This is a genomic window from Cyanobium sp. WAJ14-Wanaka, from assembly GCF_024345375.1.
Classification (GTDB): Bacteria; Cyanobacteriota; Cyanobacteriia; order PCC-6307; family Cyanobiaceae; genus Cyanobium_A.
In genome coordinates, this window is the sequence record NZ_JAGQAZ010000001.1 from 559,294 (window position 1) to 583,695 (window position 24,402).

General features: G+C 60.1%; 20 protein-coding genes. 4 read left to right on the forward strand and 16 right to left on the reverse strand.

Translation table 11 applies throughout. From position 1 onward, the window contains the following. Nucleotides 1-4: 4 nt before the first annotated feature. From typA to KBY49_RS03200, 3 genes are all read right to left on the reverse strand, one after another. Nucleotides 5-1,813 (reverse strand): translational GTPase TypA, encoded by a 1,809-nt coding sequence (typA, locus tag KBY49_RS03190; protein WP_254933310.1) that lies wholly within the window; start codon nt 1,811-1,813, stop codon nt 5-7. Nucleotides 1,814-1,903: 90 nt separating this feature from the next. Next, nucleotides 1,904-4,468 carry a U32 family peptidase gene (locus tag KBY49_RS03195; RefSeq protein WP_254933311.1) on the reverse strand — a complete coding sequence of 855 codons (2,565 nt, stop codon included), beginning with the start codon at nt 4,466-4,468 and terminating at the stop codon, nt 1,904-1,906. Next, a complete protein-coding gene (locus KBY49_RS03200; protein WP_254933312.1) occupies nt 4,468-5,211 on the reverse strand; it encodes a D-alanyl-D-alanine carboxypeptidase family protein in 744 nt (247 codons plus the stop codon). Before KBY49_RS03200 ends, KBY49_RS03195 begins: the two co-directional genes overlap by 1 nt. A 116-nt stretch (nt 5,212-5,327) precedes the next feature. Between KBY49_RS03200 and chlP the strand changes: the two genes are divergently transcribed. Beyond that, nucleotides 5,328-6,683, forward strand: a complete 1,356-nt coding sequence (gene chlP, locus KBY49_RS03205) for a geranylgeranyl reductase (protein WP_254933313.1) — start codon at nt 5,328-5,330, stop codon at nt 6,681-6,683. A 28-nt stretch (nt 6,684-6,711) separates the two neighbouring features. Here the strand turns inward: chlP and glyS are convergent, their stop codons facing one another. Further along, nucleotides 6,712-8,877, reverse strand: coding sequence for a glycine--tRNA ligase subunit beta (glyS, locus tag KBY49_RS03210; protein ID WP_254933998.1), 2,166 nt, complete (start codon nt 8,875-8,877; stop codon nt 6,712-6,714). Nucleotides 8,878-8,972: 95 nt separating this feature from the next. Here glyS and sir point away from each other — a divergent pair, with 95 nt between their 5' ends. Continuing rightward, nucleotides 8,973-10,724, forward strand: coding sequence for a sulfite reductase, ferredoxin dependent (sir, locus tag KBY49_RS03215; protein ID WP_254933314.1), 1,752 nt, complete (start codon nt 8,973-8,975; stop codon nt 10,722-10,724). Here sir and KBY49_RS03220 read toward each other — a convergent pair. The 11 genes from KBY49_RS03220 to KBY49_RS03270 form a co-directional block, all read right to left on the reverse strand. After that, nucleotides 10,721-11,440 carry a M15 family metallopeptidase gene (locus tag KBY49_RS03220; protein WP_254933315.1) on the reverse strand — a complete coding sequence of 240 codons (720 nt, stop codon included), beginning with the start codon at nt 11,438-11,440 and terminating at the stop codon, nt 10,721-10,723. The two genes, sir and KBY49_RS03220, sit on opposite strands and share 4 nt — an antisense overlap. Before the next feature lie 21 nt (nt 11,441-11,461). Beyond that, on the reverse strand, nt 11,462-14,020 hold the full coding sequence (gene recG, locus KBY49_RS03225; protein WP_254933316.1) for an ATP-dependent DNA helicase RecG: 2,559 nt from the start codon (nt 14,018-14,020) through the stop codon (nt 11,462-11,464). Beyond that, nucleotides 13,984-15,102 carry a hypothetical protein gene (locus tag KBY49_RS03230; protein ID WP_254933317.1) on the reverse strand — a complete coding sequence of 373 codons (1,119 nt, stop codon included), beginning with the start codon at nt 15,100-15,102 and terminating at the stop codon, nt 13,984-13,986. The genes recG and KBY49_RS03230 overlap by 37 nt, the downstream gene beginning before the upstream one ends. Nucleotides 15,103-15,144: 42 nt before the next feature. Continuing rightward, nucleotides 15,145-15,804, reverse strand: a complete 660-nt coding sequence (tsf, locus tag KBY49_RS03235; protein ID WP_254933318.1) for a translation elongation factor Ts — start codon at nt 15,802-15,804, stop codon at nt 15,145-15,147. A 55-nt stretch (nt 15,805-15,859) separates the two neighbouring features. After that, nucleotides 15,860-16,573, reverse strand: coding sequence for a 30S ribosomal protein S2 (gene rpsB, locus KBY49_RS03240; protein ID WP_254933319.1), 714 nt, complete (start codon nt 16,571-16,573; stop codon nt 15,860-15,862). Between the two features lie 111 nt (nt 16,574-16,684). Then, nucleotides 16,685-17,620, reverse strand: a complete 936-nt coding sequence (locus tag KBY49_RS03245; protein ID WP_254933320.1) for a glycosyltransferase family 2 protein — start codon at nt 17,618-17,620, stop codon at nt 16,685-16,687. A 122-nt stretch (nt 17,621-17,742) separates the two neighbouring features. Beyond that, nucleotides 17,743-17,898 carry a hypothetical protein gene (locus KBY49_RS03250; RefSeq protein ID WP_011293689.1) on the reverse strand — a complete coding sequence of 52 codons (156 nt, stop codon included), beginning with the start codon at nt 17,896-17,898 and terminating at the stop codon, nt 17,743-17,745. A gap of 36 nt (nt 17,899-17,934) precedes the next feature. Then, nucleotides 17,935-18,618, reverse strand: coding sequence for an ATP-binding cassette domain-containing protein (locus KBY49_RS03255; protein WP_396099543.1), 684 nt, complete (start codon nt 18,616-18,618; stop codon nt 17,935-17,937). Between the two features lie 8 nt (nt 18,619-18,626). Further along, complete coding sequence (gene devC / locus KBY49_RS03260) at nt 18,627-19,757, reverse strand: ABC transporter permease DevC (protein ID WP_254933999.1); 1,131 nt, start codon at nt 19,755-19,757, stop codon at nt 18,627-18,629. 53 nt (nt 19,758-19,810) lie between these two features. Continuing rightward, complete coding sequence (locus KBY49_RS03265; protein ID WP_254933322.1) at nt 19,811-20,731, reverse strand: efflux RND transporter periplasmic adaptor subunit; 921 nt, start codon at nt 20,729-20,731, stop codon at nt 19,811-19,813. After that, complete coding sequence (locus tag KBY49_RS03270; protein WP_254933323.1) at nt 20,731-21,486, reverse strand: phycocyanobilin:ferredoxin oxidoreductase; 756 nt, start codon at nt 21,484-21,486, stop codon at nt 20,731-20,733. The genes KBY49_RS03265 and KBY49_RS03270 overlap by 1 nt, the downstream gene beginning before the upstream one ends. A 47-nt stretch (nt 21,487-21,533) precedes the next feature. Between KBY49_RS03270 and KBY49_RS03275 the strand changes: the two genes are divergently transcribed. Both KBY49_RS03275 and KBY49_RS03280 read left to right on the forward strand, forming a co-directional pair. After that, nucleotides 21,534-22,802 (forward strand): pitrilysin family protein, encoded by a 1,269-nt coding sequence (locus KBY49_RS03275; protein ID WP_254933324.1) that lies wholly within the window; start codon nt 21,534-21,536, stop codon nt 22,800-22,802. Beyond that, entirely contained in the window at nt 22,799-24,073 is a 1,275-nt protein-coding gene (locus KBY49_RS03280) for a pitrilysin family protein (RefSeq protein ID WP_254933325.1), read from the forward strand. The genes KBY49_RS03275 and KBY49_RS03280 overlap by 4 nt, the downstream gene beginning before the upstream one ends. A 31-nt stretch (nt 24,074-24,104) precedes the next feature. Here the strand turns inward: KBY49_RS03280 and KBY49_RS03285 are convergent, their stop codons facing one another. Next, nucleotides 24,105-24,335: an NAD(P)H dehydrogenase assembly family protein gene (locus KBY49_RS03285; protein WP_254933326.1), complete on the reverse strand. Its 231-nt coding sequence runs from the start codon at nt 24,333-24,335 to the stop codon at nt 24,105-24,107. Nucleotides 24,336-24,402: the final 67 nt, after the last annotated feature.

Here is a 24,402-nt window from a genome sequence, read left to right on the forward strand (position 1 = left end):
CCCCCTAGCGCTTTGCCACCTTCTTGGCAGGAAGCTTTCTAAGCCGGATTGACTCAGGGGTTACCTCAAGCATTTCGTCGGGTCCGATGTACTCAAGGGCCCGCTCCAGGGTCATCTGGATCGGTGCCTGGAGGGTGTCGAGCACCTCAGCGCCGGCGGAGCGGATGTTTGTGACCTGCTTGGCCTTGCAGACGTTGAGCTCGAGATCCGGTGGCCGGCTGTGTTCACCCACAATCATGCCCTTGTAGACCTTTGTGCCAGGGGTAATAAAGAATTGACCTCGATCTTCAGCGCCCTTAAGGGCATAGAAGGTGGCTGTGCCTTCCTCAAAGGCCACCAATACGCCATTGCGGCGGTTGTCCATGTCCCCCTGCATGCGCCGATAGTCAAGGAATGAGTGGCTCATGATTCCCTCACCACGAGTAGCCCTGATGAAGTCTCCACGGAAGCCGATCAGGCCCCGTGATGGCACAACAAACTCCAGCTGGGTGCGGCCATCGTTTGTATTTTCCATATTTTGCATTTCACCCTTGCGCGTTCCGAGGCGCTCAATACAGCCCCCTACAGCGGCCTCAGGCACGTCCATCACGAGGGTTTCAAATGGTTCGTGGGGGCTGTCGTTGATCGTGCGGAAGATCACCTGGGGCTGGCTCACCTGGAATTCGTAGCCCTCCCGGCGCATTGTTTCGATTAAGATGCCGAGGTGTAATTCACCCCGGCCGCTAACGGAGAACCGGTCAGGGGAATCGGTGTCTTCGACCCGAAGCGCCACGTTTGTTAGTAACTCGCGCTGGAGGCGATCCCTGAGCTGGCGGCTGGTTACGAACTTTCCTTCCTTACCTGCGAAGGGTGAATCGTTGACCACGAAGGTCATCTGCAGGGTTGGTTCATCAACCTTGATCAGGGGCAGGGCTTCGGGGTTGTCGGGGCAGGCAATGGTTTCGCCAATGTTAACTTCGTCAAATCCGGCCACTGCCACTAGGTCGCCGGCCCGGGCCTCCTCAATTTCTACCCTCTGGAGACCCTTAAAACCCAGCAACTTGCTAATCCGACCGCGTTTGATGCTGCCGTCATCACGAATAAGGGCAGCTGGTTGCCCGGCCTTAATTGTGCCGTTGTGGATCCGGCCAATCATGATCCGCCCCAGAAAGTCGCTGTAATCGAGGGTGGTTACGTGCAGCTGCAGGGGCTTTGTGGGATCTCCGACGGGGGGTGGTACATGGCGGAGGATCGCTTCAAATAGAGGCTTCATATTGTCGCTTTCTGTCTTCATGTCGGGCTTGGCATAGCCCGCCATGCCACTACCAAATAGGTAGGTGAAATCACACTGGTCATCATCGGCGCCAAGTTCTAGAAAAAGATCAAGAACCTTGTCCACGGCAATTTCAGGATCGACCCGAGCCCGATCAATTTTGTTGACAAAGACAATTGGGCGTAGACCCTTTTCAAGTGCCTTCTTCAATACAAATCTGGTTTGGGGCATGGGCCCCTCATTGGCATCAACAATCAGTAGGCAGCCATCGACCATCCCCAAAACCCGCTCAACCTCACCGCCAAAGTCGGCGTGGCCAGGCGTATCAACGATATTGATTCGGATCCCTTCGTAATCGACGGCAGTATTTTTAGACAGAATTGTGATCCCCCTTTCCCGCTCAAGATCGTTTGAATCCATTACACAGGTGGGAATCGCTTCACCCTCGCGAAAAATGCCAGATTGATTCAACAGGGCATCCACCAATGTGGTCTTGCCATGGTCAACGTGGGCAATAATCGCAATATTGCGAATAGGCGTGCCTGGATGTGCGCCGCTCATGCGTTGAAATTCCTAGAAGTTATTTAAAGCTCGTCAGCCCGTTTCAAGCCTTGAAGCCGAGGATGCACTGTATCTCTTCGTCCGATCACTTCAGCTGCGGCCCTTGAGGCTTCCCCTAGTAACCCCAAGTCGACTTTCCAGCCGTTCCCGCTGCCACAACTCCCGTCCGGAGATCTCTCCCTTCAGCGCTGCCCCGTACTGGCCAACCCTTTGACGGGCCTCTGCGGCGGATTCGTTGAGCATTTCAAGGCGGAAATGCCTCACCCCAGCCCTCTGCAGGGCCGGCAGGGCTTCGGCGGCTGTCTGGGCAGTGCCATTGAACAATGTGTTGCGACAACCCAGGTCTGCCCTTAGGGGGTGTTCGCTGCCACTGCGATCACGGAGCAGCACCTGGTGTGTCTCGCAGGGACGCCCGCAATCTGTGTGGTCGTGGCCGTCCGAGAGGAAGGCACAAAACAGGCAATGCTCCATGTGGAAGAGGGGCATGTGCTGGTGCACGGTCACCTCAACGCAACCTTTTGGTATCTCGCCCACCAGCTCAAGCAGTTGCTCAAGGCAGAGGTCGTAGCTGGCGGTGACCCGTTCCAGTTGCCATTCCTGGAGATACCAGGCGGCAGTGATCGGATTGGCCACATTCAGCGAAAAATCGCCCACACAAGGGGCGATTGGGGTGAGCAATTCCAGTTGATCGGCATTGCGCACCAGATAGCCATCGGCAGCGGCCTGGATCAGGGGTTCGATTGTCCAGCTTTCATTGGGCCTAGTTATGCGGGCACCGGCCAGCCACAACCCGCCTGGCCAGCAGCCCCTGCCCAGGGCAACAGCCTCCTTCAGCTCGTGGGGTTGCTCCAATTCGGCGATCACCCTTTGCAGTGGCAGATCCCGTAGGGCTTTTAGTTGCTCGAGGCTGCGCACCAGGACCACTAACCCGGCCTCCAGTTCCGGACTCGGCTCCGGCTGATCATCCGGACTGCTTGCATGGGCAATTGATACCCCCAATGATCTGATCAGCCCGGCAATCTCTTGCCTGTTATGGCTGAGGCTCTCAACCAGTTCTGGCGCCTGGGGTTCGCCAACATTTGCCAGTTGCTCAACAATCTGCCTGCGCAGTCTGTTCAGCTCACTTATCGGCAGGAACAGGCCGGGTTCCAGATCCAGATCGAGGCTTTCCAAGAACCAGGGCGTGCCTCCCAATCTCCCCAATTGGCTCTCCAACCGATTGCGGTCTAGGGCCTGCCCCATGGCTGGTTCCAGATCTGTGGAGGATCGCCATTCAGAGCATCCATGCCCTTCCCCCAGCAGGTAAACCACAAGCGGCATCCCTTTTTTGCCTACGACCTTCAGGTGGAGGGGCTGGGGCGACTCAGCGGTGGGGGTTTGGGCCAGGCGTTGCCAATGCTTCTCAAAGGCAGGGTCGCTGGTCAGCCAGCAGGGACTGCCCTTTTGCAGGCCCCTAGCGTCGATCCTGCCTGGGCCCATGCGCAGGGCCAGCAACCGGGATGTACGCCGCTCAACCACCATCACTCGACCACCGATTTCCTTGGGCACCTCCAGGGCTGTTGGCGATGGACATTCCCAAACCAGGCCATCCCCGGGCTTGAGGTTTGCTGAGGTTTCAAGTAGCCACCAACCATCCTTTTCGATGCTCTTGAGCTGGCCGACTAGGGGCCCACGCTTTTTGCTCCAGCGGCCATGGACCAATTGCCTGTGGTCCACCCCCCCTAGCCAACCCGTGCCCAGGCCCCGGGAAAAGCTGAGCTCCATGCTTTGCCTATGGATTGCCCGCTGCTCCTCTCGCATGCCCCCCAGCTCGATCCGATCAAGGCTTCGGCGGTAGAGATCCGTGACTGCTGCCACATAGGCGGCGTCCTTGAGTCTTCCCTCAATTTTTAGGCTGGCAATGCCGATACCTGCCAGCTCAGGTAGAAGTTCCCAGGCGGAAAGATCCTGGGGGGAAAGCAGATAGCGCTGGTCGCCGAGATCCTGCTCCTGGCCATCGACGATCAGGGCATAGGGAAGCCTGCAGGCCTGGGCACACTCCCCCCTGTTGGCACTGCGCTGGCCCAGGGCCTCGCTGGTGAGGCACTGGCCTGAATAGGCCACACATAGTGCTCCGTGGACAAACACCTCCAGGGGCATCGCCAACTGGCGTTGCTTGAGTTGGTTCTGGATCCTGCCCAAATCCTTCAGGGCCAGCTCCCGGGCCAGCACCACCCGCACACAACCGAGGGCGGCGGCCTGGGCCACCCCTGCCGCACTGGTGATCGACATCTGGGTGGAACCGTGGATTGCCAGGCCTGGAGTCAGGGATCTGGCAAGCATCGCCAGGCCTATGTCCTGGACAATTAGGGCATCCACCTGCGCCGTCGATGCAGCCAGTAGCAACTGGGCCGCTTCCTCTAGCTCAGCTGTAAAGACCAGCACGTTGACCGTCAAGAAACCCTTCACGCCACGCCGGTGCAGCCAATCCATTACGGCTGGCAGTTCGGCTAGCTGGAAATTTGCGGCCCGCATCCGGGCGTTGAAGACCTCAACTCCGAAATAGACGGCGTCGGCCCCATTGGCCACGGCTGCCTTGAGTGCATCCCAATTGCCTGCAGGTGAGAGCAGTTCAGGGGTGAAGGCTGCGGAAGTAGGCGTTGGTAGCTCAGCCATCATTTGGCAAGACGCTGGGCCGGCTCAAAGACCTTCAGGGCATCCGTACTGCCCTCATAGCGCCAGTGCCAGGGCTCGTAGTTGACCCCTTGGGCATTGGATCTGGGGAAGGAAAGGGCGAATTGATAGCGGGCCGCATTGGCCTGAAGCCAGGCAAAGGCTGCGGTCTGGTCAAACGACTGGGACAAATTTGTACCAGCCGCATTGCCGTCACCGATGTCGAGGGCAAAGCCCGTGGCGTGCTCTGAATAGCCAGGAGGTGCACTGACGAGGGCCCTTTCGCGGGCGGTCTGGTTCCGTTCAGCCTTGACATCAAAAAAGAGGTGCTTTTGCAGGGAAGTTGATCTATAGCCACTTAAAACCACCAAATCCATACCTTCAGCAGCTGCCGCTGCCTGCATGGCGGCGAAGGATTCAGCCGCATCCCGTTGGAGCTCAATACCGGGCGCAATCGGCGTCAATTCGCGGCTCCTGATCTCGCCATAGGGAAAATGTCCGAGCAAGCGACCATCTATGCCAGGGCGGGCATTGAGCCCCTGGATGGGGGGTGGCCCCAGTAGACGCCGCAGGGGCTGGGGGAAAATCAGGGCCAACGCAGTCAGCACCACCACCATTGCGGCCACTGCGTTAGCCAGCGGTGAAAATCCGCTGGCCCGGCTGGAGGATTTTGGGGTAGAGCGATGGGCTACGGGGATGTCGTCGACACCCTGCTGTGCTGCTCGCCCCCGCTTGGCACCATTCACCTGAGCTGCGCCCAAAGCAGTAAAGATCCTAGGTGGGAAGCCCCGATTGCCCAGCAGTGCATGGGGCATCGGTGTTAGCTTCCACCCCGACTGAATTAAGGCGGAGCGGTTTTCTGATGTTGCGTGTCGCAGTGGTTGGCGGCGGTCCAAGCGGCTCCTGTGCGGCTGAAGTGCTCGCCAAGGCGGGCATTGCGACCTGGATCTTTGAGCGCAAGCTCGACAATGCCAAACCCTGCGGTGGTGCCATACCGCTCTGCATGGTTGACGAGTTTGAACTTCCAGACTCGATCATTGACCGCAAGGTTAGAAATATGAAAATGATTTCCCCCTCAAATCGGGAGGTGGATATCAATCTAGAAAACGAAGGTGAATACATCGGCATGTGCCGCAGGGAAGTGATGGATGCCTTCCTCCGTAATCGGGCCGCCGATCTAGGAGCCCAACTGGTTAATGGCTTGGTTACAAAAATAGATACGGGTAGCAAACGCCAGGGCCCCTATACCCTGACCTACTCAGATTATGCTTCAGGAGAAGCTACCGGCGAGGCAAAAACCCTCGAGGTAGACGTAATCATTGGAGCCGATGGTGCCAATAGCAGAGTTGCCAAGGCCATGGATGCTGGCGATTACAACGTGGCGATTGCGTTTCAGGAGCGCATTAAGTTGCCCCCCGAGGAAATGAAATATTATGAAAGTCTGGCTGAGATGTATGTGGGCACAGACGTATCTCCGGATTTCTACGCCTGGGTATTTCCTAAGTACGACCACGTGGCAGTCGGTACTGGCACCATGCAAGAGAATCAATCTCTCATCAAAAGCCTTCAGGTGGGCATCCGGGAGCGTGCCAAAAAACGGTTGCTCAATGGCGAAGTCATCAAGGTAGAAGCCCACCCAATTCCAGAGCATCCCAGGCCCCGCAGGGTCGTGGGCCGCATGGCACTGGTGGGGGATGCCGCTGGCTACGTAACTAAGAGCTCTGGCGAAGGCATCTATTTTGCCGCCAAGAGCGGCCGCATGTGCGCCGAACAGATCGTGGCTGCCAGTGCCAACGGTTCAAAGGTTCCCACTGAAAAGGATCTGAAGGTCTACATCAAAAAATGGGATCGCCAATATGGCGCCACCTATAAAGTGCTGGAAATTCTGCAAAATATCTTCTATCGCAACGACGCAGCCCGCGAAGCCTTCGTGGAAATGTGCGACGACAAGGATGTACAGCGTCTCACCTTTGATAGCTATCTCTATAAGCGCGTGGTGATGATGAATCCGTGGCAGCAAATTAAGTTGTCCCTGCTGACCCTCGGCTCGGTGCTTCGGGGAAATGCCCTAGCCCCCGCTTCCTACAAGCCGGTGGCCAGTGCGGTGCGCACCGAGGAAGATGCCATGGCAATGCTCGCCCTAGGTGCAATTAAGGGAGGCATCAAGGTGCCCGCCCAAACCGATGAGAGGGAGCCTGTACTGGCGGGCAAGGGCTAATTAAAGGTGGCCAACCACCTAGCCCTGATCAGCCACTGATGCGGCTAAAATCCGCTAATACGGCTGCTTGGTTAGTAAGTACGCCAAGAAGATTGAGCCGGTTGGCCCGCACCGCCGGCACATCGGCCAGCACCATCACGCTTTGATCGCCATCAAAAAATGCCGCTAGGGCCCCGCGGCTAGCGGCAAGAACCCTTGCCAATTCGGCGTAGCGAGCCACGCCTTGGCTGGCGGCGATGGGTGCCAGTTGTTCGAGCACCTCGAGCATCGCTGCCTCACTTGCCTTCTCAAACAGGAGCGGATCCACCAGGCCTTGGGGGCTAATGACTGATCCAGCCAGGTTCCCCTTCTCGGCCAGGCGGGCGGCCCGGTTCACCACGGCCTGAACACTTGTCAGTTCACCGCTCTTTCTAAGGGCCGCAAGTAGGTCGGCGCGTGCACGGGCATCGGCCGGATCGACCAGCACCCGATCAATGTCCACTCCCTCACCAGCCACTGCTTGGAGCAAATCCAGGTCGCAGCCCTGCTCCTCTAGCAGGCTGACCAGTCGCAGGCGCAGGAACTCGCCCAGTTCCGCTGCCAGGCCAGGGGCATCCACTGTGAAATGGCTAAACAGTTCGCTCCAACGGGCCGTTGAGCGCCGCAGAACACTCTGTATATCAAGGCGCCAGCTGCGATCCCAGAGGATTTGCAGGATTCCATTACCAGCGCGCCGCAGGGCATAGGGATCGGAGGAGCCGCTTGGGCGCTCCCCCTTGGCATAAATGCTCAGGAGCAGCTCGAGTCGCTCCGCCAGGGCCACCACGGCACCGGCATCGGAGCCCGGCAGGGCATCACCCGCGCCCCTGGGCAGGTAGTGCTCAAGTACCGCCAGGGCCACCTGCCGCTGTTCACCCTCGGCCAATAGGTACTTGCCGCCCATTACCCCCTGAAGTTCTGGAAATTCGCCCACCATCTGGCTAACCAGGTCGTGCTTGCAGAGATGGGCAGCCCTGCGCGCATGGCCTGCCGTATAGCTTGGCAGGGCTAGTTGCTCAAGCAATAAATCGGTGAGCCACTCCAATCGTTCGGTGCGATCCCTCAGGCTGCCCAAGCCCTCAGCAAAGGTGACCCTCGCTAATTTTTCTCGGCGATCGATGCTGGCTGTGGCCAGATCGGCCTCGACAAAAAACTGGGCATCGTCGAGCCGGGCCCTCAGGACCCTCTCATTACCTCGGCGGACGGTATCGGCCGCATCGGCTGAGCCATTGCCAATGCACAAAAACTGGGGTAACAGGGTGTCTCTGGCATCGGGGGCGAGGGGGTCTGGAGCGTTGCCGGGGCGATAAAGGGGCACATAGCGCTGGTGGGAGCGCATCACCGTGCCCAGCACCTCGGCGGGAAGGGCCAGGTAATGGTCGTCAATTTGGCCTTCGATCAGCAGCGGGGCCTCCACCAGATCAGTCAGTTCATCGGCCAGGGAGGGGGGGAAATCTGCTACGGCCGAAAGGCGCCCAGCCGCTTCAGCCACAGCGTTATTGATCAGGTTCGAGCGGCCACTGCGGCTGACCAGCACCCCAGCCTGCTGAAGCACAGATTGGTACTGATCTGCCGAGGGCAAATCAACGGCCCCGCAGCTGAGTCGGTGGCCTCGGCTCTGGCGACCACTGCTGATCGGGGGATCACAATCGGCCAGGGTGAGCGGGATTACGTCGGCATCCAGGAGTGCCACCAACCAGCGCAGCGGACGGGAAAAGCGGGCGTCACCCTCCCCCCAACGCATGAAGCGCCGCCCCTGGAGGGCCAGCAGCCACTGGGGAATCAACTCGGCAAGAACCTCAGCACTGGGCCTTCCCGGCTCCAGGCAACGGGCAAAGACAAAGGGACCCTTGGGCGTTTCGCGCACCTCTAGATCTGATGGCTCAACTCCACAGCGACTGGCGAAACCCAGGGCGGCCTGGGTGGCATTTCCGTCCTTAAAGGCCTGGGAGGCCGGCGGCCCCTTGCGCTCCTCCTCCAGATCGGGCTGGGCTGCCAGCAGCCCGCTCACCACCACCGCCAATCGGCGCGGGGTGCTGGTGCAATCCAGCTCTGCGTGCGACAACCTGGCGGTTCCGAGATCCCTGCGCACCAGGGCCTCCAACTGGGGCAGGGCCAGGCGGGCAAAATCTGCGGGCAGCTCCTCGGTCCCGATCTCCAGCAGGAAGGTCGACAAGCGGCTCAAGACATCAACCAACAACTCTATGTTTTGGTGCCCTAAAGCCCCATTGGTTCGCTACGGTCGATCGAAATCGATGCTCTGTAAGCGCTGTGGATAAGGGGCAAAGCGCAGCAGATATTGGCTCCGCCACTGCACCAACAAAGTTTGAGCAGCTCAAGGCCGCCAGTGGCCATCTCAAGGAACCGCTCCTGAGTGAGTTGGCCAATGGAGCTCCCAACTTCACCGAGGGGGCCGTCCAAATCCTGAAGTTTCACGGCAGTTATCAGCAGGACAACCGGGAGAACAGACGCAAGGGCGAGGAAAAGGACTGGCAGATGATGCTGCGCCTCCGCAGCCCCGGCGGCCGCATCCCTCCGTCGCTTTATTTGGCGATCGATACCTTGGCGGAAGAGCTCGGTAACGGCACCCTCAGGGCCACCACCAGGCAGGCATTCCAAATGCATGGAATTGCCAAGGCTGATCTCAAGGAGGTGATTGGCACAATCGTGCGTCACATGGGCTCCACCCTGGCGGCCTGTGGGGATATCAACCGCAATGTGATGGCTCCCGCCGCCCCCTTTGAACGTGGTGGCTACCCGGCTGCCCGTGAATTAGCGGATCAAATTGCCGACCTGCTCACACCCCAGGCAGCGGAGGGCTCCTACCTCGACCTCTGGGTAGATGGGGATCTCAGCTACAGAATCAAGCCGGCAGCAGCAGTTAAGAAGGTCAAGGCACGCCAGCAGGAAGGTGCGGTCTTCAGTGGCGATGGCTCTGAACCCCTCTACGGCAGCACCTACCTGCCCAGAAAATTCAAGGTGGCCGTCACTGTGCCGGGCGACAACTCCGTGGACCTGCTCACCCAGGACATCGGGCTGGTGCTGTTTTGCGATCCCCAGGGCCGGCCCCAGGGTTGCAATGTCTATGTGGGCGGTGGCATGGGCCGCACCCACAACAAGGAGGAGACCTTTGCGCGCACGGCGGATCCCCTGGGCTACGTGGCCTACCCAGATGTGCTCGATTTAATTCAGGCAATCGTTGCCCTTCAGCGAGATTTCGGAGACAGGCAACAGCGCCGCCATGCCCGGATGAAATATCTGATTCAAGATCGGGGCGTCAACTGGTTTAGGGCTGAATTAAAGGAGAAATACTTCAAGCACCCCATCAAGGGGATGCGGGTAGAGCCAAAGGCCAAGCTCGAGGATTACCTGGGTTGGCAGCGCCAAAGTGCGGGCCTTTGGTTCATTGGAATACCAATTCTCTGCGGCCGCCTGGCGGGTGACTTGAAGCGGGGCCTGAGGAGTTTGGTTGAGACCTACCAACTAGAGGTGCGCGTAACCCCCAACCAAGACCTACTCCTCTGCAACATCGGTAATGCCCAGCGCAAAACCGTGCGCGACGCCCTAGTCAAGCTTGGCTTTGAAGCGCCTGATGCACCGGCACCCCTCGCCCGCCATGCCATTGCCTGTCCGGCACTACCGCTCTGTGGCCTAGCCGTTACGGAGGCTGAACGCATCCTTCCAAGCGTTTTGGAGCGCCTGGAGCGCCAATTCGCCAGCCTTGGCATTGAGCGGTCCGTACTGGTGCGCATGACCGGTTGTCCCAATGGCTGCGCCCGCCCCTACATGGCCGAGATTGGATTGGTGGGCAGCGGGCTAGATCAATACCAGCTTTGGCTGGGGGGCACACCCAACCTCAGCCGGCTGGCCGAGCCTTACCTCGAGAAAATGCCCCTCGACCAGCTGGAAACCACCCTTGAGCCCCTGCTTAGGGCCTGGAAGGATGCCGGCGGACGCCGCAGTTTCGGGGAATTTGTTGAGCGCTCGGGTCGCCCCGCCGTCGAGCAGCTGCTGGCCCATTAGGCAGGAGCCCTGCCGTAGCAGGCCATGGGTTGTTTACTGCGCCAGGCCCACAGCTGGTCCCCATGGCTGAAATGCCACCACTCATTGGGGTGTTGGGCAAAACCAGCCGAGGCCATGGCGGCCGCAAGCAATTGCCTCTGCCGGTGCCACTGGCCTTCAGGAGATTCCGGATTGGTTATCGCCATGGTGCCGTAGTGGTTTGGTTCGGAAATCGAACCAATCGCATCGATGTCGCCCCCCATCGTGAGAGGTCGGCCATCGATTTCAGCCAGGGTGAGATCAACCGCAGCCCCAGTGCTATGGGGTGGGGGGCTGAGGGGATCTTCGCTGGCCGGTGCCCAAAAGCGCCCAATCTCCGCTCTCACCGCATCGAGTGCCGCTGGGCTGCTTTGCAGGCCCAGGCCGCGGCTAGCGCATTCCGTTTGAAACGCATGCTCCACCATGAAGGCCTGTACCTCCACCGGGCGCCAACCATCAAAAATCGCCAATCGCCAATCTGGATGGTGGGATTGCAATTGGGCCTGGGCGGCAAGCAGCCTTTGCACCACCCCTTGGCGAAGCCGAAAGGGACTTAAGCCCCGGCCATAGGGCGCACCAAGGGATTGATAGGGGTGGGGTTCAAGCCGGTGGAATTGGCTGGGGATATCAATTAACGGTTCCCCACTTTCGGCTATCTCAACCTGGTGCCAGGGCCTGACATTTGGGGCATTTGCCATGGCGGCGATGGTTGGTGACTATCAGTTGAGTCTTGAGGCCTGTTCAATGTGGCGCCGGCGTTGGTCGGCAAGGGCCCCGGCCAAACCCTGATGGGAGGTCAATTCGGGATCCTGAGATGTGATCTGCTGGGCCACCTGGCGGGCCAACTCCAGGACTTCCCCATCATCGGTGAGGCTGGCAAGGGCGAGATCTGGCAGGCCAGATTGGCGGGTTCCCAAAACCTGGCCAGGTCCCCTAAGGCGCAGATCCATTTCGGCGATTTCAAAGCCATCACTGGTGCGCACCAGGACATCAAGTCGTTGCCTGGCCTGGGGATTGCTGCTGTCGTTGATCAATAGGCAGTAGGAGGCGGCTGCGCCCCGGCCCACCCGGCCCCGCAATTGGTGCAATTGGGCCAGGCCAAAGCGCTCTGCGTGCTCGATCACCATCACGCTGGCCTCTGGCACATCCACTCCCACCTCCACCACGGTGGTACTAACCAAAACCTGGGTTTCGCCCCTGGCAAAGGCGCCAATGGCCGCCTGTTTATCGGCACTATTCAGCCTGCCGTGTAGCAGGCCCACCCTGAGATCCGGGAATATCTCATCACGCAGTTGGCGGTGCACCTCCACGGCCGATCGCAGGTCAAGCTTTTCCGATTCATCCACCAGCGGCAAAACCACGTAGGCCCGCTGACCCAGATTCACCTGCTCCCTAACCAGGCCATAGGCCTGCTCCCGTCTTCCGCCCTTGAGCATCAGGGTCTTGATTGGCTGGCGACCTGGCGGTAGTTCGTCTATTTGACTCACATCCAGGTCGCCATGAACTGAAAGGGCCAGGGTCCTCGGTATGGGTGTGGCGGTCATGGTCAGCAGATGGGGCTGGAGGCCCTTGGCCAGCAACCGGTTGCGTTGGCGCACCCCAAAGCGGTGCTGCTCATCCACCACCACCAAACCAAGGCGGGCAAATTGAACCGGATCCTCCAGCAGGGCATGGGTGCCCACCAGGAGTTGGAGCTGGCCATTGACTAGGTCCTGAAGCAATTCCCGGCGGCGGGCAGCCGGCGTTGATCCCGTAAGCAGGGCTGTTGTCACATGGAGCTGGGGCAGCCACTCCGCCAGTTTCTGGAAGTGCTGTTCCGCCAGCACCTCCGTGGGCGCCATCAGTGCCCCCTGGCAACCGGCCTCAATGGCACTGAGGAGCGAGGCCAGGGCCACGACGGTTTTACCGCTGCCCACATCCCCCTGGACCAGCCGGGCCATGGGCTGGGGTCGCAGCAGATCCTGGCGAATCTCGGCCAGCACCCTTTCCTGGGCGCCGGTGAGGGCAAAGGGCAACAGCTCGAGAAAACGTTGGACGAGGGCATCACGGCCAGGGGCAATACTCAGGACTGGGGCCGGCCGCTGGCGCAGCTGGTGCCTGCGCTGCAGCAGGCCGAGTTGGAGCAATAGGAATTCGTCAAAGATCAGGCGGCGACGGCTGGCCTGCAGATTTACCTGGTCTTTTGGCTGGTGGATTAGTTGGAGTGCCTCCGACCTGCCAATCAGGCCCTGGGCCAGTTTAATGGCCTCTGGCAGGGGATCTGTCCAGCCCCGCACCAGGGGCAACACTGAGGAAAGGGCTGAGCGCAGTCGATCGGCCCCCAGCCCCTCGGTGAGGCCGTAGACCGGCAGAAGCCTGCCGATACTTTCCGACTGCACTGGAGCATTGGGACTCTCCAGCACCTCCATCAGGGGATCGGTAAAACCAGGGCCGTAGGGGGTTTCCTTGACTAAGCCACTTACGGCCACGGTGGCCCCGGGGGGAAACAGCCGTTGCTGACCCTTTAGCCAGGCTGGTGTGGAGAAACGCTTGCCCGCAAAAAAGCGGCTGACCCGGATTTTGCCTGTGATGTCGGCGAGATGGAGCTCCAGGATCGAGAGGTTGGGATTGCGGGGGCTGGCGAATGCATTACTGCGCCGCACCGTGGCGACGATGGTGGCGGTACGGCCTGGCTCCAGCTGCATGATCCTGACCAAATTGCCGTAGTCGAGATAGTCGCGCGGGTAATAGTGCACCAAATCTCTGACTACAAACAGACCAAGCTGGGCTAGCCGAGTGGCTGTTTTTGGCCCGACGCCCTTGATCTCTGCCAAGGGGGCATCGGGATCAAGGTTGCCCCAGGAGTTCGTGCCCCCCGCTCCCTTGGCTGGGCCATTTATGTGCTCGGGCAGGCGCAACCTTGGCGGCCCAACTGGGGATGGGGGCTGCAGGACCTGGCGCAACTGGTGCAGCCGCTCCCGGCTTTGGCGCACCAGGGTCTGGCGCCTCGAAAGAGACTGGGATTCATAGGCCTGAAATGCTGCACCCAGCTCCCCTAGGCGCAGGAGCGCCGCAGCGACCTCAGGCCTTAGCTCCGATGCGGTTAATTGCAACCCAGCCAGCGGCGGACCGTCGCCAAGGCAGCGGACCATGAAGCTGTTAAATCGCTCCTGCCGCCCCTGGAGATTGGTAAAGCCCCTATCTGCCTCCAGTTGGAGGGCCTGCTGAAGGGTTTTAAGCCAATCGTTTAGCGGCTGGGCACCTAGGAGTTCTTGGCTGTGGAGATGTCCTGCAGCCAAAGCTTTTCCGCCTCCAATGCTTGGACCCGCCGCTCAAGTCGACGATATTGCTGGGCCATTCTGCGTACCTCCTGGCGGTGCTGTTGGAGTCGGGAACGGCAGGTGCGCAATTTGGGCTGGTCTTGTTCAAGATCAGCAAGCCGCAGCAAAACTGCAACCGATTCCATGGAGGGTGCCGAATCCTCGGCCATCAGGGGCAGCTGTAGACGCAGCACATTTGCCGGTGCCGTGAGGGGATCCATTTGCCCCTGCAGCACGGCATCCAGCAGTGAAACCGGCAACAGGCTGGAGGTGACCTCCTGGCGCAACAACTCCACATTCACGGCATGGGAAAGGTTGCGCAGCCGTTGGACCAGGGCCCGCTCGTAGCCCTCTAGCCAGCGCAGCAGGGTGGCTGGATTAACTGGCAATTGCCCCCCATCCCAGGGGGTGATGGCCTCAGGGGAATCATCGAAGCTGGAAAAGGCCTCACTAAATACTGCCGCCATCGCCTCGAGTGCGCCCGGCTGGTCAATCACCGGGAGTTCATCCTCCTGGGGGCCATCGGAGCGGAGCCGATCGACACCTTCGCTGGGCATTAAGGCTGCCAGGCCGGTTTCGCCCAAAAAATTGCGCCCCAGGGGCAGGGCCAGGCCCAGGTTTACTGATCCCTCTGGTGGTCTAAAGGATGGATTAAGGGAGTTGCCATGGCCCTGGGAGGAAATCTGCCCATCGTTGGTGCCTTGACCCTGCAGGGCCTCAAACAGCCTTTGCTGGCGGTTGCGGTGGCTGCGGAGCCGATTTTTATGCATTTGGTTGGCTAGCTGGCAGAGCTGCTCAACCGTGAGCAGGCTGCTGGCGCGGCTTGCCAGGCTGATTAATCGCAGGTGAAGATGCTGCCGCCGCCGCTGCGATAGCTGCAAATACCGCTGGGGATCAATCTGGGTTGAGACATGAAAACAGGCCTGCTGAAGCGAGTTCAACAGGCCTTGACGCAGGACTTGAAGGTAGAGGGCCAGATGGCGATAGAGCTCGGGATTGCTGCTACTCAGCTGCTCACCAAAGCGCTCCAGCTCCAGCCTGGCATCGACGAGCAGATCCATATCAGGAAGCTCAGTGGCGATGCAGGAGGTAAATGGAAGCTATCAAGAAGCGCCGCCCATGGCGGCAACCTCAGCGGCGAAGTCCATTTTCTCAACCTCAATCCCCTCTCCCAGGGTGAAGCGGGTGAAGCGACGCACCTGGATGTTTTCTCCCACCTTGCCCGCCACCTGCTTGACCAATTCGGAAACGTTGATGGTGCTGTCCTTGATGTAGGGCTGGTCCAGCAGGGCCAGTTCCTTCAGCCGCTTGCCAATGCGGCCTTCGACGATCTTCACCTTCATCTGTTCGGGCTTGCCGTCTAGGTCGTCGCGGCCCATCTCGATTTTCTTCTCGCGATCGGAGACCGCTGCTGGAATCTCATCTACGGAGACATATTCCACGTTGGGGCATGCCGCAATCTGCATCGCCACATTGCGCAGCAGTTCCTGGAAGGCCTCGCCACGGGCGACGAAGTCGGTTTCGCAGTTGACTTCGACCAGCACGCCAACCCGTGCACCGGTGTGGATATAGCTGCCAATGGAGCCCTCAGCGGCGGTGCGGCCAGCCTTCTTCTCCGCAGTGGCAATGCCCTTTTGGCGCAGCCATTCGGTGGCCTTGGTGGTATCCCCGCCATTTTCGGACAGGGCTTTTTTGCAGTCCATCATTCCTGCGCCCGTTTTGTCGCGCAGCTCTTTTACTAATTTCGCTGAAATCTCAGCCATGGTCATGGGGTGGATTGAAGTGGATTAGATCCGACAATAAGAATTAGATGGTTACTCAGGCGTCGTCGTCGCGGCCCTGCTCATTGGAGCCATGGCGGCCTTCGTTAATCGCATCGGCCAGGCGACCCAGCACTAACTGCACGGAACGAACGGCGTCGTCGTTGCAGGGAATGGGCACATCGCAGAGGTCGGGATCACAGTTGGTGTCGAGCATCGACACCAGGGGAATGTCGAGCTTGCGGGCCTCGAGCACGGCGGTCGACTCTCGGCGCTGGTCAACCAGCACCACCACATCAGGCAGGCGGCGCATGTTTTTCAGGCCACCGAGATACTTCTGGAGGCGCTCCAGCTCCCGGCGCAGCACGGCAGCTTCCTTCTTGGGACGCATCGCGATGGCACCGGAGCTCTCCATGCGCTCCAGATCTTTGAGGCGATCAATCCTGGCCCGCATTGTGGTCCAGTTGGTGAGCATGCCGCCCAGCCAGCGCTGATTCACATAGGAGGCACCACAGCGGGTGGCCTCCAGGGCAATCACTTCAGAGGCCTGCTTCTTGGTGCCGACAAACAGAAAACGCTTGCCGCTGCGGGCGGCACTGCGGGTCCACTTGTAGGCGTTGTTCATGCAAACGGCGGTTTGCACGAGGTCAATGATGTGGACACCGTTGCGCGCGCAGTAGATGTAGCGCGACATCTTCGGGTTCCAGCGGCGAGTTTGGTGCCCAAAGTGGGCACCAGCCTCCATCATTTCGGCGAGAGTTACGACAGCCATGGTTTCAAGGGTTTCGGGTTTGCCTCCACCTGCCAGGGACGGAACACGAAAAGCGTGCTGCCATCACCCGAAACATGCAGGTGTGCGGTGTGTTGGGACTAGTTCAAGTTATCAAATGGTGGGGCTAGCCGCCTTTGCCTGCCTGTAGATGGCCCGCACTCCTATGCGGTTGAGGGGCAGTCGCAACAACTCCATGGCCCAGGAGGCCTGGCCGCGGCGAATCAACCACCCCAGTAGGGGCCTCAAACTGCGCTCATTGAGCAGTCCGCCAAGGGTGAGGAGCTCCCACAGAAGAAAGTGCAAACGGGTGTACTGGATGATGAACCGCACCCTCCAGGTGGGGTGTTTGCGGAAGAAGACCAGGGCCATCTTTGATCGTTCCTGCTCGACCCGGATCAGATCTGGAATTTGCTCCAGGCCCAGGGCTGGGTGCCAGTGATAACCAACCGCCTCTGGGCATCGCACCAGCACAACTCCTAGGCGGCGCAGTCGTTCCCCCAATTCCAGGTCTTCCCAGCCATAGAGGTGAAAGCGCGGATCAAAAAGGCCGGAGCGCTCTAGAAGCTGGCGATCAATGGCCACATTGCCAGTGGCGAAATAGGCCCAGGAAAGGTCACGCAGCTTGTGGGGTTCACTGCTGGGGGAAGCAAAATTTGCGGTATTGATCACCGCCCCGTAGGTAAAGCAGAGCCTGTTGGCCTGCTTCTGCCATTGGCGCTCAAGGCCCCTGGCATGGGCCAGCAGGAAGTCATCCTCCACCACCAAATCGCTGTCTATAAAGACGATCACATCGCCTTGGGCATGCTCCACCCCCCTGTTGCGGCCCTGGGCTGGTCCGCCGTGGCTCTGCTTAATCAGGCGCACATGGGGAAGCTCGTGGGCGCTTTGGGTCAACCAATCAACCGTGGCGTCGGTGGAACCGTCGTCGACGAGCACCACCTCGTACCCATCGATGGGTGCCCCAATCTGCTGGTTTTCTAGAGCCGCCAGGCACTTCTGGAGTATTGGCAGGCGGTTGTAGGTGGGTATGACAACGCTGATGAACATGGCCGCTGTGGGGGCAAAAAAAAGGAGATCCCGCAGGATCCCCAACTAGGTAACTGAATCTGATCAAAGGGGGCTGTAGAGCCAATTGCCTCTGCAAAGCCCATTGGCTTTGAAAAGCCAGATCAATCGGCAGCGCCGCCGTTGTTGGCAGTGCCGGTCACGCCGTTGCCTGCACCTTCACCGCGGCCATCGTTGCGGAGCTTGCGCTTCTTGAACTTGCGGGCGTAGGCGCGGTTGCGCTCCTGCTTTTCCTTCTTCAGGTTCCTGCGCTTGGACATGCGAGCCGTGTACTCAATGAAATTCCAAATCCCATCCTAGCCAATGGCGAAGGCCCCAAGGCGCAGCTGCCCATCCTCCATCTGCACAAGCCGGTCGGCCACATCGACAATCCGGGGATCGTGGGTGACCATCAACACCCCGCAGCCCTGTTCCTTGGCCAGGCCCTTGAGCAGCTCAACCACCTCACGACCGGTGCGCGAATCCAGGGAGGCGGTGGGTTCGTCCGCGAGAAGCAACTGGGGCTTGGCGGCCAGGGCCCTGGCGATTGCCACCCGTTGCTTTTGCCCGCCAGAGAGGTCATGGGGCAGCTTGTCCATTTCGTCACCCAGGCCAACGGCCCGCAGCCAATGGCGGGCCATATCCCGGCGGGCGCGATAGCCAGGGCCCTTGAGAAGGTCCGCACCCATCTGCACGTTTTGCTCAGCCGTGAGGCAGCGCAGCAGGTTGTGGCCTTGGATGATCATGCCGATGCGGCGCCGTAGGCGCAGGCGGCGGGACCGACTTGCCCCCCGCAGCTCCTCGCCAAAGACCTGAACAGAACCTTCCTGTACCTGTCTCAGAGCCCCAATCAAGGTTAGGAGGGTTGTTTTGCCGCAGCCTGAAGGGCCCGTGAGCAACACCACCTCACCAGCTTCAACTTTGAGGTTGATGTCCCGAAGCACCTGCCGGCACATGGCACCGCTGCCATAGCTGTGGACCAAACCAGTGAGCTGAACCATCGCGGCCATCAGAAAATCTCCGCCGGGTCCGCATCGGCCAGTCGTCGCATCGCCAGGGTGGCCGAACCCATACACATCACCAAAATCATCACAAAGACAGTCACAGCTCGGGTCGTGTCCATGGCAACTGGCAGTTGGGTGGCATTGCGCACCAATAAATAGAGGCCCTGGCCCGCGGCATAGGCAGGCAGATAGCCAAAGGCAGCGAGGAGCAGTCCTTCCCGGGCCACCACCCCCACAAGGCTGGAGAGCGGATAGCCCATGGCCATCAGGGTCGCGTATTCAGGCAGGTGGTCACTGACGTCGGAATAGAGCACTTGGTAGACAATCACGCAACCCACCACAAAGCCCATGGCGGCTCCCAGGGTGAAGATGAAACCGATCGAGGTGCTGGTTCGCCAGTAGTCCTGCTCGAAATCAATGAAGCCCTGCTTGGTGAGCACCTTCACATCCGCCGGCAGGCGTTTTTTCAGACGGGCCAAAACCGTCTGGGGGTCGGCTCCAGGCTGCAGCCGTATGAGGCCCACCTCGATGCTGCCGGGGGGGGTATTTGGCTGCAGGGAAAGAAAGGTTTCACTGCTGGTGAGCAAATTGCCGTCGGCGCCAAAGGAGGTGCCCAATGCCACCAGCCCGCCAACCCGGACCCGCTTGCCTGAGATTTCGCTCTCCACGGTGCGCCCAGATTTAAACCAGCTGCTCACCGGACCGAATTCCGGGCGGGAAAGTTCGTCGAATAGGACCCGCCCCTTTTCCGTCAGAACCCTGGTCTTGGGCGCCAAATCAGATCCTAAAAAAAGGGTGTCATTGGGTTCAAAGCCCAGGGCCAGAATTGATCTGGTGGCACGGGTTTCGGGATTACGCCAAAGCAATAGGTTCCAGTGCACCGGAGTAATGCCCTCCACGCTCGGATCGGCCATGGCTTGTACAAGGCGCCGCCGGGGGAAGCCCGCCATGCTCACGGAGCTGCTGGAACGGGGGCTAATCAGCACTAAATCGGCGTCAAATAGCCGGTGGATGGTGACGCTGGCGTCGAAAAGCCCATCGCGAAAGCCGAGCTGCATGAACATCAGAATTCCGGCGAAGCTGATGCCAGCCAGGGCCACCGCCAACCGCACGGGCTGACGGGTAAGTAGCAGCATTGAAAGGGGAATACCCCGCCCAGCCCATCGGGCCCTTAGCCAATTGAGGGGGTTCACGGCTGGAAGCGGACGATCACCTTTAGGCCCGTGAGGCGCTGCACCCTTTCTGCTCCAACAGGATCAAGGCTGATGCGCACTTCCACCACCCGGGCATCGGCATCACCGGTGGGGTCCGTGGAGAGCATCTTTCGCTGGCGAACCTGGGGGGCAATGCGAACCACCCGCCCCCTAATGGTTCCTTCAAAGCCGCCGTTTTCACTGATCAATTTCACGGGTTGCCCCAATCGCACCCGGCTGATGTCGCTTTCGTAAACCTCAGCCACCGCTTGCATCTGGTCGGTGGCACCCAGTTCCAAAATGCCCTCACTGCCGGGTCGCTCCCCGGGCCTGGCCAGGATTCGCAGCACCCGGCCGTCAATGGGCGATAGCAACTCGCTCTGCACAAGTTCAGTCTGGGTCTTACGCAATTGATCCCGGGCCTGGGCCAGCTGGCCCCGCAGCTCGAGCAGCTTCACCTCCCGGTTATCCAGGTCGCCGGAGGGTGTGGCGCCGCTCTGGGCCAGGCGGCGATAGCGGTTGGTATCCCGCTCCAGTAATCGGAGTTGCTGGGTGGTATTGAGGATTCGGGTTTGCAGCAACGACTGATCTGCAAGTAGGCCGGGCCGGCTGTCGAAGCTGGCCAGGAGCTGGCCCCTAACCACTGGGTCCCCTTCCTGGACAAGCAATCTGGCAATCCTGGGGCTACCCCCCATGGCGCCAAGGGGGGCAGCCAATTTGTGAATATCGCCATCAGGCTCCAACCGACCTAGTGCGGATACGGACTCAGGCAGGGCGGCCGCCTTCGGGGAAGGTGCTGAGGCCTGGGGCTTGGGAGCTAGTTGGGCCCTCAAACCAGCAAGCAGCAGGCCAAGCAAAACCAACGAGCCAGTGGCAAGGGCAACTTTCTTGGGGCTTTGGCGCAATTGATCGAACATCAAACCGGGGGGAGGGGATCGTCGAAAAGCAGTTCCTCGATATAGCGATCAGCCCAAGCGGGATTGAAGGCCTTCTCTAAAACCCTGCGGGTCTTGTCGTTTTGCTTTTGCTGCTGGCAGTAGCGCAGTTGGCCCCGCCAACGCTCAATGCTGGCGGGTGCATCGGGGGCATCGGGGCTGGTGCCGTCAATGGCCGAGGCCAGGGCGTCGATGAAATCGCCCACCTCATCGATGAACCAACCCTCCTCCTCGACGGTGGAGGGCCTTACAAAGCAGACGTGGGGAGAAAAAATTGAACCCCAGGGCGGCAACTCCCGGCGCTGGGAATAGCTGCGAGCAGGCCTCCTGGCTAGGGCCTCGTCGACTAAAGGGGGCAATTTCCCGCAAACAGGAGAAAGGTCCACAATCGCCGCGGAAATGCCCGCGGGACCGGCGACGATGTCTGCCCCGAACACGGGCAGATCAAAGCAGGGGTCAGGGAAAAGCACGCAATGGAGAATCTGGAGGCCTACTCCGAGCCTGGCCGTTTCTAGATGCAATTTGCGCAGGCCATGGCACCGGCGCAGCTCATTGCTGATGAAGAGGGCATTGCCGTCGAGTTGGCCGGTGATCTCCTCCAGCTCAGGATCAATGCTGAGCTCCTCAAGGCCAGGCAAGCTTTGCCAGCGATGGCGAATCTGGCCTGCCAGGGCATCCACCAAGGGATGGACGCTGCCTTTGCCGGATAGGGGCCTGGGGGAGGGGGCAGCGCTCACGAACGGCTTGCAGCCAGCAGAATGCAGATCTTGCCACGGTTGCTGTCTTGTCCACGGCTGAAGCGATCACCCTCCTGCCTGGCCTGAACCAGCCCCACGAGTGGGTGCTTGGCAATGGGGCCCGGGTAGTAAGTCTGTCGATGGAAAGCGCACCCCTTGTCTGCATTGATTTTTGGTGCCGGGCTGGCAGTGCCTTCGAGGGCCCAGGGGAAAGCGGCATGGCCCACTTCCTTGAGCACATGGTTTTTAAGGGCAGTCGCACCTTGGCCGCTGGGGAATTCGATCGGCGCATCGAGGCCCTGGGAGGCCAAAGCAATGCGGCCACGGGTTTTGATGATGTGCACTTCCATCTGCTGATTCCCCCAGTGGCGGCAGCCGAAGCACTGGAGCTGTTGATGGAGCTGGTGCTGGAGCCGAGGCTTGATCAAGAGGCCTTCAACATGGAGCGCCAGGTGGTTCTTGAGGAATTAGCCCAAAGCCAGGATCAGCCCGATGAGGTGGCCCTGCAAACGCTCCTGAGCATGGGCTGTCCGAACCATCCCTACGGCGAGGCAATCCTGGGCCAAAGGGAGGCCCTGCTTGGCCATACCCCGGCGGCGATGGGGGCTTTTGGTCAACGTCTGTATGGGGCCAATCGCTGTGTGTTGGCCATGGCCGGCCAGCTGGAGGGCCTCGAACTTGAACAACATCTCAACTCCAGCGCCCTGGCCAGGCTGAAGGTGGTGGATGGGCCCCCGCCGGGGCAAATGCTGGAGGTGGCAGCTGGCCAACACCGCATTTCCCTACCGCGGTTGGAATCGGCCAGGCTTCTGATGCTTTGGCCGATGCCCAAGGCCTCCGAGCTGGAGGCCGTTATGGGAGCCGACATCCTCACCACGGTGCTGGCGGAAGGCAGGCGCAGTCGCCTGGTGGATCGGCTGCGTGAACAGCTGCGCATTGTTGAGAGCATCGACCTCGAATTGCATGCCCTAGAAAGCGGCAGCTTTGCCCTGCTTGAAGCGGTCTGCGACGTGGAGGACCTGCCCGCCGTAAGGGACGCCATAGGCCAGGTATGGCAAGAGTTAATGGAGCAACCCCTGGGTGAATCCGAGTGGCAACGGGCCCAGCGGCTGGTGGCAAATGGCTATCGCTTTGGCCTCGAGGCACCCGGGGGAGTGGCCGGTTTGATAGGCAGCAATGCCCTCTGGGGCAGGCCCCCTGCCCTGGAAACGCCCCTGGCCCTGCTGGAGCGATGGAGTGCCGAAAGGTTGCACAACCAGATGCTGCCTTGCCTTGATCCCCAGCGAGCCTTTGTGCTGGAGGCCCTGCCCGCGTGAACAATTGGAACCAGGAAATACTTGAGGGTGGATTGCCCCTTATATGGCAAGACCGCCCGGGCCCCTCGATCGTTGCTGCCAGGCTTTGGATTCGGGGTGGTAGCAGCGGCGATAGGCCTGGCCAGCGTGGCGCCCACCAATTACTAGCGGGCTCCATGGCCCGGGGCTGTGGAAGCTTGGATGCAAATGCCCTGGCCGATCTGGTCGAGGGCTATGGGGCAGGCCTTCGCAGTGAGGCCAGCGAGGACAGCCTGGTTTTAAGTCTCAAATGTGCGGCCAGCGATGCCCAGACCCTCGTGGGCCTGCTGCTGTCGATGGTGCTGGAGCCCTTGCTCGAACAAGGCCAAGTGGCCATTGAACGGGACCTAAACCTGCAGGCCCTGCAGCGCCAACAGGAAGATCCCTTCCAGCTGGCCCACGACCAAATCCGATCCCAGCTCTTTGGCAGTGGTCCCTATGGCCACGATCCCCTGGGAATCGAGCCGGAGCTTGCCCTGCTGGGCCGTGAGCAACTGCTTACCCTGCTGCCCTCTCTGGGTGAAGAAGGGGCCCTATTGGTGCTTACCGGATCTGTTCCCTCCGAGCTCCCGCAACAACTGAACAGGCAATTAAAAGATCGCCCTTGGCATACCCAGATGCCAAAGGCCAGTGTAGAAAAATCCTCTTTTGAGAAGGAAAAAAAGGGCCTGGCTGGGCTGGAGCAGGACACGGAGCAACTGGTGCTGATGCTCGGTGTTGCGACCGTTCCCCTGGGCCATCCAGATGCCTTGGCCCTGCGCATCCTCCAGGCCCATCTAGGGATGGGAATGTCGAGCCGTTTGTTTGTGGTGATGCGAGAGGAGCACGGTCTTGCCTACGACGTGGGGGTGCACATGCCCGCCCGTCGAGGCTCCACCCCCTTCCTCTGGCACCTATCCACTTCCCTTGAGAGGGCATCTGAGGCCTGCGGCTGCCTACTTGATGAGTGGCAAAGGATGCTGAATGAGCCCCTTGGCGCTGCTGAGTTCGAGCTAGCCAAGGCCAAATACCGGGGCCAGGACGCCATGGGGCGCCAGACATGCGGGCAAATTGCCGACCGCCAGGCCCTTGTGCTCGGCCACGGCCTACCTGCCAGCTTCATTGAGGAGAACCTTCAGCGCACCGAAACCCTTACCCCTGCAGCCCTGCTTGATGCAGCCCAAAGGCACCTTGCCAAGCCCTGTCTGAGCCTTTGCGGTCCGGGGGAGGCGATCAGCCAGGCCAGCGCCTGCTGGGATGGGAGGTCTTGGTAGGAAGGGATTTTGTTGGTAATCGGTCGGAGCGCTAGGGCACCTCAATCGCGGGTCCCAGGTCAGCGGCATCAATCAAAAAAGTGCCCCGACGAAACCGTACCGCCACCTGGTTGATTGCCCTAAGCGCCACAACTGCACCCGTCTCCTCGAGGTCGACCAGGTCCGGGGGACGCAGCATCGGCATGGGATCAGCTGTCTTTAAAAAAGAGGGTTGCTTCAACAAGCGAACATTGGCGCCGATGGTCAGGGGAAGATCTTCCATGGATCGAAGCCTTTGTTCGGCGAACTTAGGTGCGGATCGCGCTTAAGACCCCAAACTGGTATTCAGT

Bases quoted from the DNA above. Each gene is read 5' to 3' on its own strand.
- KBY49_RS03245 (WP_254933320.1), bottom strand. From the start codon at position 17,620: ATGTTCATCAGCGTTGTCATACCCACCTACAACCGCCTGCCAATACTC.
- KBY49_RS03255 (WP_396099543.1), bottom strand. From the start codon at position 18,618: ATGGTTCAGCTCACTGGTTTGGTCCACAGCTATGGCAGCGGTGCCATG.
- KBY49_RS03285 (WP_254933326.1), bottom strand. From the start codon at position 24,335: ATGGAAGATCTTCCCCTGACCATCGGCGCCAATGTTCGCTTGTTGAAG.
- KBY49_RS03265 (WP_254933322.1), bottom strand. From the start codon at position 20,731: ATGTTCGATCAATTGCGCCAAAGCCCCAAGAAAGTTGCCCTTGCCACT.
- KBY49_RS03220 (WP_254933315.1), bottom strand. From the start codon at position 11,440: ATGGCAAATGCCCCAAATGTCAGGCCCTGGCACCAGGTTGAGATAGCC.
- KBY49_RS03195 (WP_254933311.1), bottom strand. From the start codon at position 4,468: ATGGCTGAGCTACCAACGCCTACTTCCGCAGCCTTCACCCCTGAACTG.
- typA (WP_254933310.1), bottom strand. From the start codon at position 1,813: ATGAGCGGCGCACATCCAGGCACGCCTATTCGCAATATTGCGATTATT.
- tsf (WP_254933318.1), bottom strand. From the start codon at position 15,804: ATGGCTGAGATTTCAGCGAAATTAGTAAAAGAGCTGCGCGACAAAACG.
- rpsB (WP_254933319.1), bottom strand. From the start codon at position 16,573: ATGGCTGTCGTAACTCTCGCCGAAATGATGGAGGCTGGTGCCCACTTT.
- chlP (WP_254933313.1), top strand. From the start codon at position 5,328: ATGTTGCGTGTCGCAGTGGTTGGCGGCGGTCCAAGCGGCTCCTGTGCG.
- KBY49_RS03230 (WP_254933317.1), bottom strand. From the start codon at position 15,102: ATGGATCTGCTCGTCGATGCCAGGCTGGAGCTGGAGCGCTTTGGTGAG.
- KBY49_RS03250 (WP_011293689.1), bottom strand. From the start codon at position 17,898: ATGTCCAAGCGCAGGAACCTGAAGAAGGAAAAGCAGGAGCGCAACCGC.
- devC (WP_254933999.1), bottom strand. From the start codon at position 19,757: ATGCTGCTACTTACCCGTCAGCCCGTGCGGTTGGCGGTGGCCCTGGCT.